Raw genomic sequence first — 17,932 nt, forward strand, 5'->3', positions numbered from 1 at the left:
ATGACTGAAGAGATTCTTCGAGTCGAGGGGCTGAAGACCAGGTTCTTCACCGACGAAGGGCAGGTGAACGCAGTAGACGGCGTCGATATCGCCATCGAGCGCGGCGACACGTACGGTATCGTCGGCGAGAGCGGGAGCGGAAAGAGCGTCACCGCTCGCTCGATCATCGATCTGATCGAGTCACCCGGCGAGATCACCGACGGCCGGATCTTGTATCGAAACCAGGAGTTCGCCGACGGAATCCGGGACGACAACCCGGATGCGGTCGACGGTGCGTGGGTCGATCTCCGCGGCGTCTCGTCGTCGGTCCGACGCTCGCTCCGCGGATCGAACTTCAGCATGATCTTCCAGGATCCACAGAGCAGCTTCAACCCGACGATCACCGTCGGCGAGCAGATCGCGGAGGCCGTGGAGGTTCAGCGCCGCGCGAGCGCGAACCCGCGGTCGACGCGAGCCCGCTCGAAGGAGTACACGCTGACCTCGCTGGCTCTCGGGACCATCCTCCCGTCGAAACGGTACGTCACGCCGGCCAGTCGCGAGCGCGCGATCGAACTGCTCGAGTTAGTCGGCATCCCCGACCCCGTCGAGCGCGCCGACGAGTATCCCCACGAGTACTCCGGCGGGATGCTCCAGCGGGCGATGATCGCGCAAGCGCTCGCCGGCGAGCCGGACGTGCTGGTCGCCGACGAGCCGACGACGGCCCTCGACGTGACGATCCAGGCCCAGATTCTGGATCTGCTCGACGATCTGCAGGAGGAACTGGGAATGACGATCCTCCTGATCACCCATAACCTCGGCGTCGTCGCCCGGATGTGCGATCGCGTCGGCGTGATGTACGCCGGTGAAATCGTCGAACGGGGGACCCTCGAGGACGTCTTCGACGATCACGTCCATCCGTACACCCGGGGACTCCTCGGCTCCGTTCCCGATCTCGAGGGGGCGAGCGACCGCCTCCAGCCGATTCCGGGGAACGTCCCGAGCCTGCTCGACCACGAGATGAACCGTCGCTGTCACTTCGCCGACCGCTGTCCGAAGGCCATGGAGGCGTGTCTCGAGCATCCATCGGAGCATTCGGCTCGCGGCAGCGATCACCACGCCGCTCGCTGCGTGCTCACCCGGACGGAGTACGACGAAGCGAGGGCGCTGGCCGACGGGTACTTCGACGAGGCGGACCGTCCCGCCGGCGACAAGCACGTCGGTCCGGACGAGCGCGACGAGACGCTCGACGAGGACCGGCAACATCCGCCGGCCGAGACTACCGGAGGTGAACACCAGTGAGCGCCGACGACCCCCTCGTTCGCGTCGACGGCCTCCAGAAGTACTTCTGGGAGAACGACTCGCTGCTCGACCGCCTGTTCGGTGACGATCCAGTCCCGGTGCGGGCCGTCGACGGCGTGAGCTTCGACATTCGCGAGGGCGAGACGCTCGGGCTGGTCGGCGAGTCCGGCTGTGGCAAGTCGACGACCGGCGAGACGCTGCTGGGACTCCAGGATCCGACCGACGGCCGCGTCGAGTTCGAGGGCGAGAACGTCTACGACCTCTCGGGCGACGATCTGACCGACTTCCGGCGCAGCGCGCAGGTGGTCTTTCAGGACCCGTTCTCGAGTCTCGACCCGCGGATGACGATCGGCGACATCGTCACCCAACCGCTCTCGATTCACGACTGGCCGTGGACCGACGGCGACGTCGAGACGACAGTCGACGTCCGAACCGACGGCATCTCGAGGGACATCGTCACCGCCACCGCGGCCGACGACATCGACACGGTCGTCGATCCGGTCGACGGCGTCGCGACGGCTCACGTGACGGTGCGAGCGATCGACGACGAAAGCGCGGCCGACGTCGACGCGGACGGCCGGTCCGTCGACCTCGCGAGCGGCGTCGTCGCCGAAGTCGAGGAGGACCTCGCCGTCGCGGTCGACCGCGACGACGGAATCGTCGTTCGCGTCTCCGTCGACCGCTCGACGGCGCAGCTTCGACGGGACCGCGTGACCGATCTCGTAGAGCGCGTCGGACTCTCGGCCGACCAGCTCGATCGGTACCCCCACGAGTTCTCCGGCGGGCAGCGCCAGCGGATCGGCATCGCCCGCGCGCTGGCACTGGAACCGGAGTTCGTCGTCCTCGACGAGCCAACCTCGGCGCTCGACGTCTCGGTGCAGGCCCAGGTGTTGAACTTGCTCGACGACCTGCAAGCCGAGTTCGACCTCACCTACCTGCTGATCAGTCACGACCTCTCGGTCATCCGCCACGTCTGTGACCGCGTCGCCGTGATGTACCTCGGCGAAATCGTCGAGGTCGGCCCCGTCGACGACCTGTTCGAGGACCCGAAACATCCCTACACGAACGCGTTGCTCGAGAGCGTCCCCCGCGCCTCAACCGACGAGCGCGACCGCGACCGGGAGACCCTGAGCGGCGACGTTCCCTCGCCGCGGGACCCGCCCAGCGGCTGTCGGTTCCGGACGCGGTGTCCGAAGGTGATTCCACCCGAGGACCTCGAGATCGAACAGGAGACCTACCGCGACCTGATGAGCCTGCGCGAACGCGTCGAGCGACGCGACGTCTCGCTCGAGTCGGTCGGCGACGACGGACAGTTCGACCTCGAAGACGGCGTTTCGGACGAGAAGCGCCCGGCGTTTGTCGCGGCGTTGAAAGATCGGTTGCTCGAGCGCGACCTTCCGGCGCGCCACGACGAAATCGTCGAGACGGCTCTCGCCGAACTGGCTACCGAAGATTGGGACGCCGCCGCGGCGCGTCTTCGGGAGCACTACGAGAGCGTCTGCGAACGGAAACAGCCGCACCTCGGGAACGGTCATCATCCGGTCGCCTGTCACCTGTACGGGGAGGCGAGCGAACGAACCGAGACGCCGCGTTCGGACCCCTGACCACTTCGTACTCGCCACCGAATACGACCGTCACCGTGATCGCGTTCATCACCCGGTAGTATTCTCGGTGGTACCACTGAAGAATACGCCACTATCGGTCGAATTCGGGTATCTAGAGCCGTGACTGTCCGCTCGAGTTGGCCAATCTGTATTGGCAGCAGGTGTAATATCGGCAGGTTCCTTGACTGGGATATGACCGACGCGACCGCAGCCCGGATGGCGGACGCCTGCTCGCTGCTTTCCGAGTCCGAACGGCGGTTCTTGCTCTATCAACTCGCCGAGCGCCGCGACGCGAACCTCGAGGACGTCGTCACTCAGATCGCCGCCTGGGAGCACGACGCTCACCCGATCGAGATCGACAAGGAGGTTCGCCAGCGCGTCTACGTCTCGCTAGTACACAACCACCTGCCGCGGCTTCAGGACTACGGTATCATCGAGTACGATCTCCGAAGCGGCGACATCGTGCTCGACGACGGATTCGAGGATATCAAGCCGCTGTTAGAGCAGTTCAGGCAGACCGAAGAAGAATCCGAAATTCGCAAGCTTCCGTCGCTGTGAGCGCGAGTCATCGATAGTTTCGTCCGCTGATCGCGTCGTCCGCACATCGGGGCTGTTCCCGTTCTCGCTTCTCGGCTGATTCGTTCCACATAGCGCGCCGTCTCGCCGGCAAATCGAAAGACGCAGGGTCTCGCCGGCGAACACGTCGCTGTGACCCGCTTTCGGAACGTCGGGCTGTTTCTCGTCCTCGCGGCCCTCTGGGGATCGGCGTTCGTCGCGATCAGGGCCGGCCTCGAGTACTTCCCGCCCGTCCTGTTCGCCGCCCTGCGCTACGACGTCGCGGGCGTACTCATGCTCGCGTACGCCGTCGCCACCGTCGACCGCTGGCGGCCGCGAGACCGCGGCGAGTTGCTGCTGGTCGCCGTCGGCGCCACGCTGTTGATCGCCGCCTACCACGCGTTTCTCTTCGTCGGCCAGCAACACGCGACGGCGGCCGCGGCAGCCATCGTCGTGAGCCTCTCGCCCGTCCTCACGACCGGGTTTGCGCGAGCGTTGCTCCCCGCCGACGCGCTCTCTCCGGTAGGCGTGGCCGGATTGCTCGTCGGATTGGCCGGCGTCGCCGTCATCGCCCGCCCCGATCCGTCGAATCTGTTGGCGACCGACAGCGTCGCCATCTTGCTCGTCTTCTGTGCCGCCGTCGCGTTCGCGCTCGGGAGCGTCCTCACGCGGACCCTCGAGGCCTCGCTGCCGATCGAAACGCTCGAAGCGTGGTCGATGCTCGGCGGGGCGGCGCTCCTCCACGTCGTCAGCATCGCGCTCGGCGAACCGCTCGAGCCGTCGGCGTGGATCCACCCCGAGGCCGTCGGCGCGCTCGCCTACCTGGCACTCGGTGCGAGCGCGATCGGCTTTCTGCTCTACTTCGACCTGCTCGAGCGGCTGGGCGCCGTCGAGATCAACATGGTCTCGTACGTCGCGCCGGTGTTTACCGCGATCACGGGCTGGCTCTATCTCGGCGAGGTGATCGACGCGGCAACCGTCGTCGGCTTCGCCCTCATCGCCGTCGGCTTCGTCCTCGTCAAACGCCGGGCGCTGTCGCGCGAACTGCGCCACGGCTGGCGTCGACTCTCGAGCGATTGATTCGGTCTGCGGCGTCGATCCGTCCGAACGGAAAACGCTGGTCGTCGATCGTCGATCGCCGACCGCCGACCGTTACGTCCGGTCGTCTCGACGGTGTGCGTGACCCACGTACAGCGCGAGGAGGTGGACCGTGACGAGGACGAGGAAGACGACGAGCAGGAACGACGAGGAGAGCCCGTAGGCTAGAAGCGGCAGATACGCGATCGGCAACACGATCGCTCCCCAGAATCCGGTCTTGCGAATTCCCGCCGCGTGCTGGGGCAGGACCTGCTCGAGCGTGTACCCGAGTCCGACGTCGCGCTCTCGCTGTTCGGCGGGCGGTTCGGGAGGCGCTTCGTCGTGCTGATCGCCCTTGGTCTGCTCACCAGCGGGAGATGGATTCGACATCGGTTCGAAGTCTGGAAGATACGTTCGACCGCCACTACATATAGTGGCTCGAGCGTTTCGAACAGATGGGGCGAGTTATGTCGGATTCTAGCTCGGCGAACGACGCGACGATCGATTCACTCGAGCATACTGCCGATTGCTCGAGAGAGAACGGCGAGTCAAGTGCCTGGTACCGTTGCTAACCACATCTTACGGCGCGTTCAATCTGGGGATTCGAGTCGTTGGCACCGAACGAGTTCGGGACGGATAACCGGTGTGTCGAGTTACGGATTAGCTCCGAACGACCGATGCGAAAACGGAAAGGAAACTGGAGGGTTGCGAGCGAAGTGCGAGCGTTACTGGAAGCCGATCCGGCTGTCGCGACGGCCCGTCGGACCGGGGCCGCCCGAGCCACCGCCCTGGAACTCCTCTTCGATCTGCTCGTAGTAGTCCAGGATGTCGTCGGTGATCGTCGGCCGGACGTTCTCCATCGCCTGCCGGAAGTGGCGCATCTCGACGACGTCGGCCTCGTGGTCCTCACGGAGGGCTTCGATGGCCGCCTCGCGGGCGATCGACTCGAGGTCGCTGCCGACGTAGCCGTCCGTGATCTCGGCGATCTCGCGCAGCGTGACGTCCGCGGCCAGCGGCGTATCCTGCGTGTGGATATCGAGGATCCGTTCGCGACCCTCGACGTCGGGTTCGCCGATCATGACGAGCCGGTCGAATCGACCCGAGCGCAACAGTGCGGGGTCGATCATGTCCGGTCGGTTCGTGGCGCCGATGACCATCACGTTCTCCATCTCCTCGAGCCCGTCCAGTTCGGTCAGCAGCTGGTTGACGACCCGCTCGGAGACGTTCGAGCCGGTCTCGCCGCCGCGACCCGGTGCGAGCGCGTCGAGTTCGTCGAAGAATATCACCGTCGGCGAGACCTGCCGTGCCTTGCGGAAGGTCTGACGGATGGCCTTCTCGGACTCGCCGACCCACTTGCTGAGCAGTTGCGGGCCACGCACCGAGATGAAGTTCGCGTTGGTCTCGTTGGCGACGGCTTTCGCCATCAACGTCTTCCCGGTCCCCGGCGGTCCGTACAGCAAGACGCCGGCCGGCGGGTCGACGCCGAGCCGGTCGAACCGCTCGGGATTGTTCAGCGGCCACTCGACGGACTCCTGGACCTGCTCTTTGGCGGTGTGGAGGCCGCCGACGTCGTCCCAGGAGATCTTCGGCAGTTCGACGAGGACCTCCCGCATCGCCGACGGTTCGACCTCGTTCAGAGCGCCACGGAAGTCCTCGCGCTTGACGATCATCCGATCGATCAGGCTCGGCGGGATGTCCTCCTCGTCGAGATCGATCTCGGGGAGGTACCGTCGCAGGGCCTTCATCGCGGCCTCTTTCGTCAGGCTCTCGATGTCAGCGCCGACGAAGCCGTGGGTCTCGTCGGCCAGGTGGGAGAGATCGACGTCGTCGGAGAGGGGCATCCCGCGGGTGTGAATCTGCAGGATCTCCTCGCGGCCGACCTCGTCCGGCACGCCGATCTCGATCTCGCGGTCGAAGCGGCCGGGACGTCGGAGCGCAGGGTCGACGGAATCGACGCGGTTCGTCGCCGCGATGACGATGACCTGCCCCCGGGCCTCGAGGCCGTCCATCATGGTCAGCAACTGGGCGACGACGCGGCGTTCGACCTCGCCGGTGACGTCCTCGCGTTTGGGGGCGATGGAGTCGAGTTCGTCGATGAAGATGATCGCCGGCGACTCCTCGCTTGCGTCCTCGAAGATCTCCCTGAGTTGTTGTTCGGACTCGCCGTAGTACTTCGAGATGATCTCCGGCCCCGCGATAGAGAAGAAACTCGCGGAGGTCTCGTTGGCGACCGCCTTGGCGAGTAGCGTCTTCCCGGTGCCCGGCGGGCCGTGGAGCAAGACGCCCTGTGGGGGCTCGATCCCCAGTTTCTTGAAGATCTGGGGGTGTTTCATCGGCAGTTCGACCATCTCGCGGACCCGCTGGATCTCGCCTTGAAGGCCGCCGATGTCTTCGTACGTAATTCCGCCGCCGGTCTTTTCGAAGCCGCTGATCGGCTCCTCGCGCAGTTCGACGTCGGTGTCCTCGGTGACGAGAACGACGCCCTCAGGCTCGGTTTCGACGGCGATCAGGGGGATCGCCTGTCCCGGCGAGCGCATGAAGGGATGGTTCGTCGAGGACATGACGGGGACGATGTCGCGTCCGACGACCGGCCGCTTGAGAATCTGGCGTTTGACCATGCCGGCGGCGTCGGAACCGAACTGAACCGACGCCTCCTCCGGCGGCGCCAGGGTGAGCGAATCGGCCTTCGTGGCCTCGGCTTTCCTGATCGTTACCCGCTCGCCGATCCCCACGTCGGCGTTCTGTCGGGTGAAACCGTCGATGCGGACCGTATCCGTGTTCCAGTCCTGCCGGTCGGCCCGCCAGACCTTCGCGGCGGTGGTGTCCGCGCCTTCGATTTCGATGATGTCGCCCGGACTCAGCTTCAGATGCAACAGCGTGTCCGGGTCGAGTCGGGCGATACCACGACCCGAGTCGTTCGGGTATGCCTTCGCAACCTCCAGTTGAACTTCGTTCATGATTCGGAATGGACGGCGATGTCTGTCACTCCGCTACGTGAGCGGATAGTTTTTTTGCTAGCCCTCATCGTTACCTGTGCTAGGTGCTACCACATCAATCTCCGTGAGGCGGACACATAGCTGTACCGGCATCGGTCGGTTTTGGTGGTACCGACACCGAATCTCAGAATCGATACTCGGCCGGCGGCGCTAGTGGCGGTCCAAGCCTGAACTGATGGGGCGAATCACGTGGTGTGATCCGATTCGTCCCATCAGTCGACGGTTGGAACGGGACTAGACCGAGCGACAATTCGAGCCGATCCCACCGCTCGAGGCACTCGCTCGGTCGAAACCCTTCAGTGAGAACCGCCCGTCCGTACGGTCATGCGTACACTCGCGTTCGACGGCCGGATGGGTGCCAGCGGCGACATGATCCTCGCCGCCCTGCTCGATGCCGGCGCCGACCCCGACGCCCTCGAGCCCGTCACCGACGCCCTCGAGGTGGAGTACCGAATCGACGAGACGGTCAAGAGCGGCATCTCGGCGACGACGGTCGACGTCTTCCTGACTGGTGGCGACGCACGTGACTATCGTCACGCCCGAGACAGTCCGCACGGTCACGGCCACGACGACCACAGCCACGACCACGACCACGATCACGATCACGACCATGACCATGACCACGATCACGGCCGCGACCCCAATGCAGACGCCGTCCACGCCGAGGGCCACGGCCCCCACCGCAGCTACCTCGAGGTCCGCGACATCGTCGAATCGATGGCCCTCGAGCCGCCCGTCGAAGCCGACGCGCTCGCTATTTTCGACCTGCTCGGCGAGGCCGAGGCGAGCGTCCACGGCAAGTCACTCGAGGACATTCACTTCCACGAGGTCGGCGCCGACGACGCCATCGCCGACGTCGTCGGAGCCGCCCTGCTGATCCACGACCTCGAGCCCGACGAGATCGTCACCACGCCGCTGTCGACCGGCGGCGGATCGGTCTCGATGAGCCACGGCGAGTACCCCGTTCCGACGCCGGCGGTCGTCGAGATCGCCGAACGCGCCGACTGGTCGCTTCGCGGCGGCCCCGTCGACGCCGAACTGCTGACGCCGACGGGTGCGGCCGTTCTCGGGCACTTCGCGGACGGCGCGGAATCCCTGCCGTCGCTCTCCCTCGAGTGCTCCGGCTACGGGGCCGGCGGCTACGACCTCGATCCCCACCCGAACGTCCTCCGAGTGCTGGTCGGCGACGATGGCGACCGCAGCGCGCTCGCGACAGACGATATCGCCGTCCTCGAGACGAACCTCGACGACGCCACGCCGGAGGTGCTCGGCAGCCTGCAGGAAACGCTCTCACACGCGGGCGCGCGTGACGTTTCGATTCTCCCGGCCACGATGAAGAAGTCCCGGCCGGGCCACCTCGTGAAGGTGATCTGCAAGCCCGCGGATCGAGAACGGGTGGCTCGAGCGCTGATCGAGGAGACGGGAACGCTGGGCGTTCGCGATACGGGAACGACGCGTCGCTGGATCGCCCGCCGGGAGTTCGAGACCGTCGAACTGGACCTCGAGGGCGACACCTACGAGGTGACGGTGAAAGTCGCCAGCGACAGCGACGGCGTGGTCTACGACGTGAGCGCGGAGTACGACGACGCGCTGGCGGTGGCTCGGTCGACGGCCCTTCCGGTTCGCGAGGTTCTCCAGCGAGCAGAAACGAGTGTCGCTGATTCGTTTGCGGGTAACGAACGCCAAGTCTGATAAAAAATCCGTGGGAGCGGCCCCGTTAGGTGCCGACACCGAGGACGAACAGGTCCTCGAAGTTAGTGTTCGTTTGCTCGACCGTTGTGTTCTGCGTATTCGTGGTGTCCTGCGTTACGGAGCTCCCGGTGTTGGCCTCGGCATCGTCACCGACGGCTACCGCGAAGCTCCCGTCGCTCGAGGACGTTGCTTCTTGCGTGACGGTTTGGCTCTGGCTCACGCCGGCAGTGTTCGACTGCTCGTCACCGTTGTCGGCCACGCCAGCGGCGGCCGTTCCGGCGAACCCCATGAACATGAGGCTACCGACCAGCGCAACTGTCAACAGCATCGAGAACGCTCGATTCATCGCTTAGATCCCTCCGAAGTCGAGGAACAGCGAGTCTTCGACGTTCTCGTTAGTTTGGGTGACTTCTCCGGTCTGTTCGTTCGTGGCGTTCTGGGTCACCGAGTTGCCGGTGTTAGCGACGGGACCATCGTCGTTGTCGTTATCGTTGTCGTCGAAATCGAGCGCTATCGCGAAGCTATCGTCGCTCGACGCTTCGGCGACTTGAGTGGTTGACTGATCCTGATCGAGTTCGGCGTGGTTCGACTGATCGCTCGCTGCTGCTGTTCCGGCAAACCCCATAAACACGAGGCTACCGACCAATGCGACGGTCAACAGTACTGAGAGTGTACGATTCATCGTATCACCTAGATGCCGAGGTCCAGGAAGATGGAGTCCGCGATGTTGGTGTTATCCTGGTCAACAGTCGCGTCCTGGGTGTTCTCGCTGGTTTGTTCGACCGAATTACCAGTGTTAGCAGTGGCATCGTCGCCAAACGCTAGCGCGACGCTGCCGTCACTGGAAGCGGAGGCGCCCTGTTCAACCTTCTGTGTCTGGTCAACTATCGCGGTGTTCGACTGTCCGTCGTCTTTGTGGTCCGCTGCAGCTGCTGTTCCGGCAAACCCCATAAACATGAGGCTGCCGACCATTGCAATCGTCAGTAGCATCGAGAGTGCACGGTTCATGGTTTGATATTCGCGTGTGGGCACCCACGAACGCCACGGACGACCCACACTGTGTCGTCGCCCCGCCAGTAGCTCATCATCTCCGCGGCGTCTTGCCCGGTCGTTCCTGTCACTGGTTGCCCATTTCAACCCATGAATCCGTTTCATACCGAATTACGGCACTAGGCTGGTTGAGGGACCCCCTATCAGCACTAGCCAGATTATTTATTGAGGTATAACGGAAAACTATCCGAGAGAGAGGACCTTATCTTGTTCTATCCAGTTGTTGTTTTGGCAACAAAACAATATCTCAAACAGGCCAGCCGGTCGACGCACTCGGGCGAGGCTTTCAAGCCTCCCTGGGCATGGTAGTAGGTGATTTCTCTCCCGAAGTGGCTGCATTCCGCTGAGTAGCCGCTTTCATACTTCATTCAACCTGTTGATAACAAAGGTGATAATCGAGATAGAGTCGTTCGCGTTGAACCGTTCAACAACAAACACAGTCAGCACACGAAATCAGAGATACATGACAGACACAGCCAGCAGACGATCACGCTATACGACACTCTTAGTGGCCTGTATCGTTTCCATATCAATGCTCGCCGGCGCGCCAGCGGCGATGGCCGGCGGCGCCGACGACGTCCAGGCAGACTCAGTCCACGCGCTCGAGAACGGCGAGGACCTCTACCTGGCGTTCGGTGCCGACCTCGAGGACCAGTCACTCGATGAATTCATCGAGGCCCACGCACACGGTGACATCGAGCAAGAGAGCAACGCCGAAGTCGTCCAACACCAGGACGTCGATCAGGTCAACATCAACGAGCAAGGGGATGCGGTCTCGATCTCGATCGATGGCGGTGAAGCGACCGCTGTCCAGGAGTCGAACCAGCTCAACGCCAACGATCAGACCGGAACGGTCTCCGCAGAAAACGAAGTCGCGACCGCCTACGAGACGCAGTTCGAGGACGTCGGTAACGTCTACCTCATCGTCGGCAACGGCGACAGCCAGCAGTACGACGGCTGGGGCGTCACCGACGAGAAAGGCGACAAAGAGACGGTGACGCAGTCGGCCGAAGCCGTCGTGACGCAGAGTCAGGACGTCGCACAGGCGAACGTCAACGAACAGAGCACGGCCCTCGCGATCGCGAACAACGGCAGCGAGGCGACGGCCATCCAGCAAACCGACCAGTACAACGAGAACCGCCAGGAAGGTGCCGCCGAGTCGACCAACGTCTACGCCGGCGGCGGCGACTACGTCGAACAGAGCGCGAGCGCCTTCCTCGGACAGGAGCAGGTCGTCGAACAGACGAACGTCAACGAACAGGGTGCAGCGGTCGCCATCGCCGTCGGCGAGGACTCGGTCGCAACGGCGATTCAGGTCACCGACCAGACGAACGTCAACGAGCAACTCGGCGCCGCCGAAGCCGCGAACGTCTACGCCGGCATGCCCGGCATGAACGTCGCAACCGCGGGCGACGACGTCGAGAGCAGCACCGTCGAGACGCAGGTGCCGAGCGACGACAAGAAAGACGACAAGGACGAGGGGCAGACGGCGACCTCGAGCGTCGACCAGGAGCAGTCCGTCGAACAGCTCAACGTCAACCTGCAAAACAGCGCGGTCGCACTCGCCGACAACGGCAGCGAGGCCAGCGCGGTCCAGCTGGCCCACCAGCACAACTACAACGCCCAGATCGGCTCCGCTGCCGCGCTCAACGTCTACGCAGGACCGAGCCTCGACTTCGACAGCGAGGCCATGACGTCGAGTACGACCGTCACTATCGGCGGCGACGACCTCGAGGACGCACCGGGCGTCTCCTACGACTACGACACGAACGCCGAGCAGACCAGCGACGTGACCCAGGATGCGACGGCCGCACTCGAGCAGTCGCAGTTCGTGACCCAGAACAACGTCAACGAACAGCACTCCGCGATCGCCATCGCCGAAGACGGCGGCGACGCGAGCGCGACGCAGGTCTCCATGCAGGAGAACGAGAACGTCCAGATCAGCGCCGTCGCGGCGACGAACGTCTGGATCGATGCGTAACGCTGTTTCATAACCGATCGCTTTTTCTCTTCGTCCGCGGTGACGGTCGCATCGTCGATTAGGTGTGGGTCAAGAAGTAGCGTCAGTTCAGCGCGCACTCGACAACGGACTGCGTCCGTGGATAGATTCTCCGTGGATTGATACGCTCGTGAATTCGTACAGTGGACGAACCACTACGTCGAGAGCACAGTACCAACGACCACGACCCACGAGTGGACCGAACTACTCCGGATCGTCGTTTCGACGCTGTCGTGTCGCGCCGTCGTCTTCGTCCGTCGACCCGTCGTTTCGATGCGCCGACAGCGCCTCGTCGATCGTCAACTCTCCCGCCGCGACGCGGCGAGCCAGCACCTCGTCGATGGCCCGATTTTTCTCGCTTCGCTCGCGCGAGCGGTCCTTGATCACCTGTAACTCGCCCGCGGTCGGCTCGATGTCGCGGGAGTCGACGACCTCGCCCTCGAGTCGGGCGATGTTTACGGCCGCGAGCACGTCGCCCATCCCTCGAGAGCCCGTGCCCAGATAGGGCGTCGTCCCCGTCTCGTCGACGAGTTCGACCGTGACGTCCTCGAGGTCGTTGACCAGCGTCGCGCCCTCGAGTCGGGAGCCGTCGCCGATCCGAACCACCGGGTTCGCGGCTTCGTCGGCCTCGCGCTGGATCGCCTCGACGGCGTCCGTGAGCGGGACCTGAAACGCGGCGACGATCATCTCGCCCGCGAGAACGGCGATGCCGGGTTTGTGTCCCGGATCGACGCCGATGACAGTTCGGCCGCCGTCGCCGCGGACGGCCGCCAGCGCCTGATCGACCGCTCGTCGGGGGGCGTCGGGATCGGCGACGATCGTCGTCGCGCTCGCGAAGTCGTCGGCGTGGTCGGCGTCGGTAACGACGACCGCGGTTCGTTCGGGAAGCGTCGCGTCGGGTTCGACGGTGGTAAACTCCGTTCCCCGGTCGCGAAGCTCGTTGACGACGCCGTGGTACACCTCGAAGTCTGACGTGGCGACGACGATCACGCGTCGACGTTCGTTCCCGGGCGGAATAAACGGTACGCGAACTCGCAGGACGTCGCTCGGGCACTCGTCGTGACTCGGCGTCCGAAACCGTCGTCACTCAGCGCCCGAAATCGACTCAAGCTATACGGCGGTCGATCGGGAAGTCTCCGGTATCGATGATTCCGCGCGAGATCGAGTACTGTCCCTTCTGCGGGAGCGACGAAATAGAGCGGGCCGAAACGGTGACTCGAGGCCCCGAAACCTACTACGACTGTCCGACCTGCGGCCGGGTCGGAACGACCGGGATCGGCGTCCAGCCCTCCAGCTGAGCGGGAGTCACGCTGAAAATCGATAGCTGAACCCAGGGTAGACGCTCACCAGAGACTCGGTCTCGCCGGCCCGCTTCGACCGTCCGAACCGGTTCCGGGGCCTTTTTGCCCGCAACCTGCCAACTCCGAGCGTGAACGACGAGGCGATCCCGACCGGCTGTAGCCCGGTCGACGAGTTACTCGGCGGGGGGTTCGACCGCGGGACCGTCACGCAGCTGTACGGTCCGCCGGCGGCCGGCAAGACGAACCTCGCGCTCTCGGCGGCCGTCGAGGCGGCCGTCGGCGGCGGTACCGCGGTCTACATCGACACCGAGGGCGTCTCGGTCGACCGCTTTCAACAACTGCTCTCGGCTCGCGTCGAGGAGGACGACGTCGAGGCCGTCGCCTCTCGAATCGTCATCGAGGACGCGCTCGACTTCGAGGAACAGGCCGAAGCCGTCCGCGACGCCGAGGAGTTCGCCGAACGGGCGGATCTGATCGTCCTCGACAGCGCGACCGGCTTCTATCGCCTCGAGCGAACGGGCGACTCCGACGGCGGCGAAGCCCTGCGACGCGTCACCCGGCAGGTGACCCACCTGCTCTCGCTGGCCCGCAAACACGACCTCGCGGTCGTCCTGACGAACCAGGTGTTCTCGGATCCGGACGCCGACCGCACGCGCGCGCTCGGCGGCAATACCCTGGAGCACTGGACCGGCGTCGTGCTCCGCCTCGAGCGCTTTCGTGGCGGCAACCGTCGGGCGACCCTCGAGAAACACCGCTCGAAGCCGGCCGGGGACTCGGTCCAGTTCCGGATCACGGACCGCGGGCTCGAGGGGGGCGAAGACGGGCCGAGACCCTGAGACGATTTACTGTACGTCAGTTCCGGCGCAACCGCGACCCGGGCGGCGGTTGCGCCGGGACATCGGTACAGCAATCCGAATGAGACGACGCAGTACGGGTGAAACGAAAACGGACGGCGACGCTCGCTACAGTTCGTTCAGCTTCCGCAGGAGCTGGCCGCGGTACTCCTCGTCGCTGGTGACGCCCTTGACCTCTAAGACGTTGCGCTCGAGTTTGTCGACGGCGACGCGGAAGGCGTTCTCGGCGCCGTAGCCCTCGCCGGTGCCGGCGACCTGGCCTTTGTTCGTCCGGAGGCGGATCTGGCAGTGAACCAGCGGCGTTCCGCGGAGTTTCTCCTGGTGTTCTTTGAACCGGACGTGAGCGTGCATCACCTGCATGTCCTGGTACTTATCGGAGACGCTCTGGATGCTCTCGACGATCGACTCCCGGGTGATCGTATCGAGCATCGAGATGTTGGTAATCTGGACGTCCATGTGCTCTTCTTCGGTAAACGTCAGCGCCCGCAGCACGTCGGTTTTGGTGACGACGCCGATGACGACGCGGTCGTCGTCCTCGGGCGTGACCATCAGCCCGGCGTAGTCGAGGTCGAGCATCTGCTCGACGGCGTCCTGGGCCGTGGCCCCGAGCGTCGTCGTCTCGACGGGGCTGTTCATGATGTCGTAGACGGGCACGTCGAGCATCCGCTCGTTGTCGCCGACGCGGTCGCCGGTGGTCATCCGCTCGTTCTCGCGGATGACGAAGTCCGCGATGTCGTGCGTGGTGACGACACCCGTGAGGTAGCCGTTCTCGTTCAAGACCGGGAGACGGGAGATACCGTTCTCGCGAAGCTTGTTGATCACCCGCCCGATCCCGTCGTCTTCCTGCACCGTGACGGGATCGTCCGAGTAGACGTCCTCGACGGTGAGCGTATCGAGGTTCTCGAGGACGGCCTCGAGGATCGCGTCGTCGCTGATGACTCCCCAGAGATCGCCGTGTTCGAAGACCGGCGCGACCTTCGCGTTGCTCTCGATGAGCATTCGTGCGGTCTCGCGGACGTCCTCGTCGCGATCGATCTTCGGGGCCGGCGAGCTCCGACTGGGTTTGATCAGCGCCGACACCTTGGCGTCGTCCTCGACGTGGGACTGGAGGACCTCCCGCTCGCTGATGACGCCCTCGTACTCCCCGTCGTCCATGACGATAATTCCCTTCGGGTTACCGTCCTCGAACGTAGAACGGACCTTCCCCATGCGCTGACCGACGTCGACTTCGATGAACTCCTTGGTGGCGATATCAGCGATATTCATCCTTCTATGGCTGTATACTGCGGCCGGGCTTTTGAACATACCGCACGTTTTAGCCGGGTGGGTGCAGGGGCGGCCTTTAGGGTGCGGGCGTGGTATCGCGCGATATGCGACCCGACATCAGCGTCTTCGGGCGATACACGTACCTCCTCACCGAACTGTTCTGGGGCACCGTCGCCGCCGTTCTCCTCCATCGGGCCGGCGCCCTTCGAAAGGCCGCCGTCACGATCCTCGCGCTGTACCCGATCGCCTACGTCTGGGACCGCTACACCCTCGCCGTCGGCGTCTTCGATATCAAACTCCGGACCGGCATCGAAATCGCGGGCATCCCGCTCGAGGAACACCTCTTCATGGCGGTCGTCCCCGGACTCGTCATTGGCTTTCACGAAACTATCTTTGGAGAGTGAGTATCAGCCGATTTGAGGGGTGTCAGCTGCTGCAATCGACCACGAGCGTCTTATTTCTCACGCCCGTTCGTCGGGACGATGGACGACCGCCGCTCCAGCGCCGCAGCGCGCGACGATCGTACCGACCGTACCGATCGTGCCGTGTTGCGGTCGCTCTTGCGTCTGCTCACCATCGTCGCCCTGATCGGCGTCCTCGCGTTCGGCACCGCGATGATCGCCCCGTCGATCCTCGAAGACGCCGGCATCGACGGCGACGGATTCGAAGGACCGGGCGGCATCGACGGCGGCTCGAGTCCGCCCCCGAGTTCCGAGTCGCCGTCGGTCGGCGACCGCGAGCCGAACGTCACCGATCCAGACGATCCCGGCGCCTCGAGGTACGAGACCGACGTCGAGACGATCGACTCCGAGACGGTCGAGGAGTTCGTCCACGCCGAAGTCAACGACCGCCGGGCCGACCACGACGACGACCTCGAGGCCCTCGAGTGGGACGGCACGGTCGCGTCGGTCGCTCGAGCCCACAGTGGCGACATGGCCGAGCAGGACTACTTCGATCACGTCAACCAGGAGGGCGACGCCCCGATGGAGCGATTCCAGGACGTCGACGACTACTGCCGGGGGTACGGCGAGAACATCGCTCTGACCTACGTCGACCGGACCGTCCAGGACTCGGCGTCGGACGGCACCGTCCACTATCAGACCGCGGAAGAACTCGCGGAGGGGCTCGTCAACCAGTGGATGAACTCGACGTCACACCGCGAGGCGATCCTCGAGGAAGGCAGCGTTCCCGACTGGGATCGCGGCGGCGTCGGCGTCTACCTCACCGACGACGGTTCGGTCTACGCGTCGCACAATTTCTGTCAGGAGCGAACGGGGCTGTTCTGACGCTCGGTTCGACGCTGACGCTCGGTTCGACGACTCGAGTCCGAAACCGTGCTCGGTTCACGACTGGTTCGGTATCCAGACGATGAGAGAAATTGATAGCCATTTAGGCGAGGCTCGTGTGCGTGATCGTATGGACGCTCGCGAGACGCTCGTCTCGGTCTACCGAACGGCGAGCGACCGTGATATCTCCTTTCTGGCGGCCGCCTTCGCCTACTACGCGTTCGTCTCGCTGATCCCGCTGGTGTTGCTCGCGCTCGTCGTCGGCTCCCTGCTCGGCGGCGAAGACGTCGCCGAACGGTTGGTGCTGGTCGCCGGCGATTTCCTGCCGGAAGCCGGCGAAGACCTCGTCGCCGAGGCGCTGACGACCGAATCAGGGCGAACGCAGGCGACCGCCGTCGCACTCGCCGTCTCGGCGTGGGGCGCGCTGAAGGTCTTTCGCGGCCTCAGCCTCGCCTTCGACAAGGTCTACGACGAGGTCGCCGAAACGACGCTCGTCGGCGAGCTTCGAAACGGCGTCGTCGTCATCGTCGCCGGCGTGGTGGCGATCGTGCTGATGGTCGTCGTCGGGACGATTCTCGGACTCGCTGCCGACGTCGTTCCGTTCGCCGGCCTCCTGAGCTGGATCACGCTGTTGATCGGCCTCGTTCTCGTCTTCCTGCCGATTTACTACGTGTTGCCGCCGATTCCGGTCACCGTCGCCGAGATCCTCCCCGGCGCTGCGTTCGCTGCCGTCGGCTGGACCGTGCTGCAGATCGGCTTCCAGATCTACGCCGCCAACGCCGGTCAGTACGAGGCCTACGGCGCCGTCGGCGCCGTTATTCTGTTCGTCACCTGGCTCTACTTCGCCGGGATGCTCATCTGCTTCGGCGCGGTACTCAACGTCGTTCTCTCGGCCGAGTCGCTGGCCGAGTAGGGGGACCCGTGCGACCAGTTGCTCGCTGCTCTCGTTACCCGCCCCACGACCGTAGCCTGCA

At 64.5% G+C, this 17,932-nt stretch carries 18 protein-coding genes; 11 read left to right on the forward strand and 7 right to left on the reverse strand.

From position 1 onward, the window contains the following. From C493_RS08850 to C493_RS08865, 4 genes are all read left to right on the forward strand, one after another. Positions 1-1,278 (forward strand): ABC transporter ATP-binding protein, encoded by a 1,278-nt coding sequence (locus tag C493_RS08850; protein WP_049889239.1) that lies wholly within the window; start codon positions 1-3, stop codon positions 1,276-1,278. Continuing rightward, entirely contained in the window at positions 1,275-2,882 is a 1,608-nt protein-coding gene (locus tag C493_RS08855) for an ABC transporter ATP-binding protein (protein WP_007259088.1), read from the forward strand. Before C493_RS08850 ends, C493_RS08855 begins: the two co-directional genes overlap by 4 nt. Before the next feature lie 192 nt (positions 2,883-3,074). Next, positions 3,075-3,440 (forward strand): DUF7344 domain-containing protein, encoded by a 366-nt coding sequence (locus C493_RS08860; protein WP_007259089.1) that lies wholly within the window; start codon positions 3,075-3,077, stop codon positions 3,438-3,440. 150 nt (positions 3,441-3,590) lie between these two features. After that, positions 3,591-4,517 carry a DMT family transporter gene (locus C493_RS08865; RefSeq protein ID WP_007259090.1) on the forward strand — a complete coding sequence of 309 codons (927 nt, stop codon included), beginning with the start codon at positions 3,591-3,593 and terminating at the stop codon, positions 4,515-4,517. A 72-nt stretch (positions 4,518-4,589) separates the two neighbouring features. Here the strand turns inward: C493_RS08865 and C493_RS08870 are convergent, their stop codons facing one another. Beyond that, the gene (locus C493_RS08870; RefSeq protein ID WP_007259091.1) at positions 4,590-4,904 is read right to left on the reverse strand and encodes a hypothetical protein; all 315 of its coding nucleotides are present in this window, start codon (positions 4,902-4,904) and stop codon (positions 4,590-4,592) included. Between the two features lie 335 nt (positions 4,905-5,239). Continuing rightward, positions 5,240-7,471: a CDC48 family AAA ATPase gene (locus tag C493_RS08875; RefSeq protein WP_007259092.1), complete on the reverse strand. Its 2,232-nt coding sequence runs from the start codon at positions 7,469-7,471 to the stop codon at positions 5,240-5,242. 363 nt (positions 7,472-7,834) lie between these two features. Here C493_RS08875 and larC point away from each other — a divergent pair, with 363 nt between their 5' ends. Next, positions 7,835-9,202, forward strand: a complete 1,368-nt coding sequence (gene larC, locus C493_RS08880; RefSeq protein WP_049889240.1) for a nickel pincer cofactor biosynthesis protein LarC — start codon at positions 7,835-7,837, stop codon at positions 9,200-9,202. A gap of 25 nt (positions 9,203-9,227) precedes the next feature. On the opposite strand, the gene C493_RS08885 is transcribed toward larC, so the two are convergent. The 3 genes from C493_RS08885 to C493_RS08895 are packed head-to-tail and all read right to left on the reverse strand — an operon-like array spanning position 9,228 to position 10,210. Then, complete coding sequence (locus C493_RS08885) at positions 9,228-9,548, reverse strand: hypothetical protein (protein ID WP_007259094.1); 321 nt, start codon at positions 9,546-9,548, stop codon at positions 9,228-9,230. Positions 9,549-9,551: 3 nt separating this feature from the next. Further along, on the reverse strand, positions 9,552-9,884 hold the full coding sequence (locus C493_RS08890; RefSeq protein ID WP_082681733.1) for a hypothetical protein: 333 nt from the start codon (positions 9,882-9,884) through the stop codon (positions 9,552-9,554). A gap of 8 nt (positions 9,885-9,892) precedes the next feature. After that, positions 9,893-10,210, reverse strand: coding sequence for a hypothetical protein (locus C493_RS08895; RefSeq protein ID WP_086009960.1), 318 nt, complete (start codon positions 10,208-10,210; stop codon positions 9,893-9,895). Positions 10,211-10,784: 574 nt separating this feature from the next. Between C493_RS08895 and C493_RS08900 the strand changes: the two genes are divergently transcribed. Then, the gene (locus C493_RS08900) at positions 10,785-12,233 is read left to right on the forward strand and encodes a hypothetical protein (protein ID WP_007259097.1); all 1,449 of its coding nucleotides are present in this window, start codon (positions 10,785-10,787) and stop codon (positions 12,231-12,233) included. A gap of 222 nt (positions 12,234-12,455) precedes the next feature. Here C493_RS08900 and C493_RS08905 read toward each other — a convergent pair whose 3' ends face one another. Continuing rightward, positions 12,456-13,241 carry a hypothetical protein gene (locus tag C493_RS08905; RefSeq protein WP_007259098.1) on the reverse strand — a complete coding sequence of 262 codons (786 nt, stop codon included), beginning with the start codon at positions 13,239-13,241 and terminating at the stop codon, positions 12,456-12,458. 155 nt (positions 13,242-13,396) lie between these two features. Here C493_RS08905 and C493_RS23030 point away from each other — a divergent pair, with 155 nt between their 5' ends. Beyond that, on the forward strand, positions 13,397-13,549 hold the full coding sequence (locus C493_RS23030; RefSeq protein ID WP_007259099.1) for a hypothetical protein: 153 nt from the start codon (positions 13,397-13,399) through the stop codon (positions 13,547-13,549). A 131-nt stretch (positions 13,550-13,680) separates the two neighbouring features. Next, a complete protein-coding gene (gene radB, locus C493_RS08910) occupies positions 13,681-14,388 on the forward strand; it encodes a DNA repair and recombination protein RadB (RefSeq protein WP_007259100.1) in 708 nt (235 codons plus the stop codon). A 126-nt stretch (positions 14,389-14,514) separates the two neighbouring features. Here the strand turns inward: radB and C493_RS08915 are convergent, their stop codons facing one another. Beyond that, positions 14,515-15,672, reverse strand: a complete 1,158-nt coding sequence (locus tag C493_RS08915; protein ID WP_007259101.1) for a CBS domain-containing protein — start codon at positions 15,670-15,672, stop codon at positions 14,515-14,517. Between the two features lie 104 nt (positions 15,673-15,776). Here C493_RS08915 and C493_RS08920 point away from each other — a divergent pair, with 104 nt between their 5' ends. The 3 genes from C493_RS08920 to C493_RS08930 all read left to right on the forward strand — a co-directional run bounded on the left by C493_RS08920 (position 15,777) and on the right by C493_RS08930 (position 17,871). Further along, the gene (locus C493_RS08920; protein WP_007259102.1) at positions 15,777-16,076 is read left to right on the forward strand and encodes a lycopene cyclase domain-containing protein; all 300 of its coding nucleotides are present in this window, start codon (positions 15,777-15,779) and stop codon (positions 16,074-16,076) included. A gap of 78 nt (positions 16,077-16,154) precedes the next feature. Beyond that, positions 16,155-16,958, forward strand: coding sequence for a CAP domain-containing protein (locus C493_RS08925; protein ID WP_007259103.1), 804 nt, complete (start codon positions 16,155-16,157; stop codon positions 16,956-16,958). A 130-nt stretch (positions 16,959-17,088) separates the two neighbouring features. Continuing rightward, complete coding sequence (locus C493_RS08930) at positions 17,089-17,871, forward strand: YihY/virulence factor BrkB family protein (RefSeq protein WP_007259104.1); 783 nt, start codon at positions 17,089-17,091, stop codon at positions 17,869-17,871. Positions 17,872-17,932 lie beyond the last annotated feature (61 nt).

It is taken from the genome of Natronolimnohabitans innermongolicus JCM 12255, assembly GCF_000337215.1.
In the GTDB taxonomy this organism is placed as follows: Archaea; Halobacteriota; Halobacteria; order Halobacteriales; family Natrialbaceae; genus Natronolimnohabitans; species Natronolimnohabitans innermongolicus.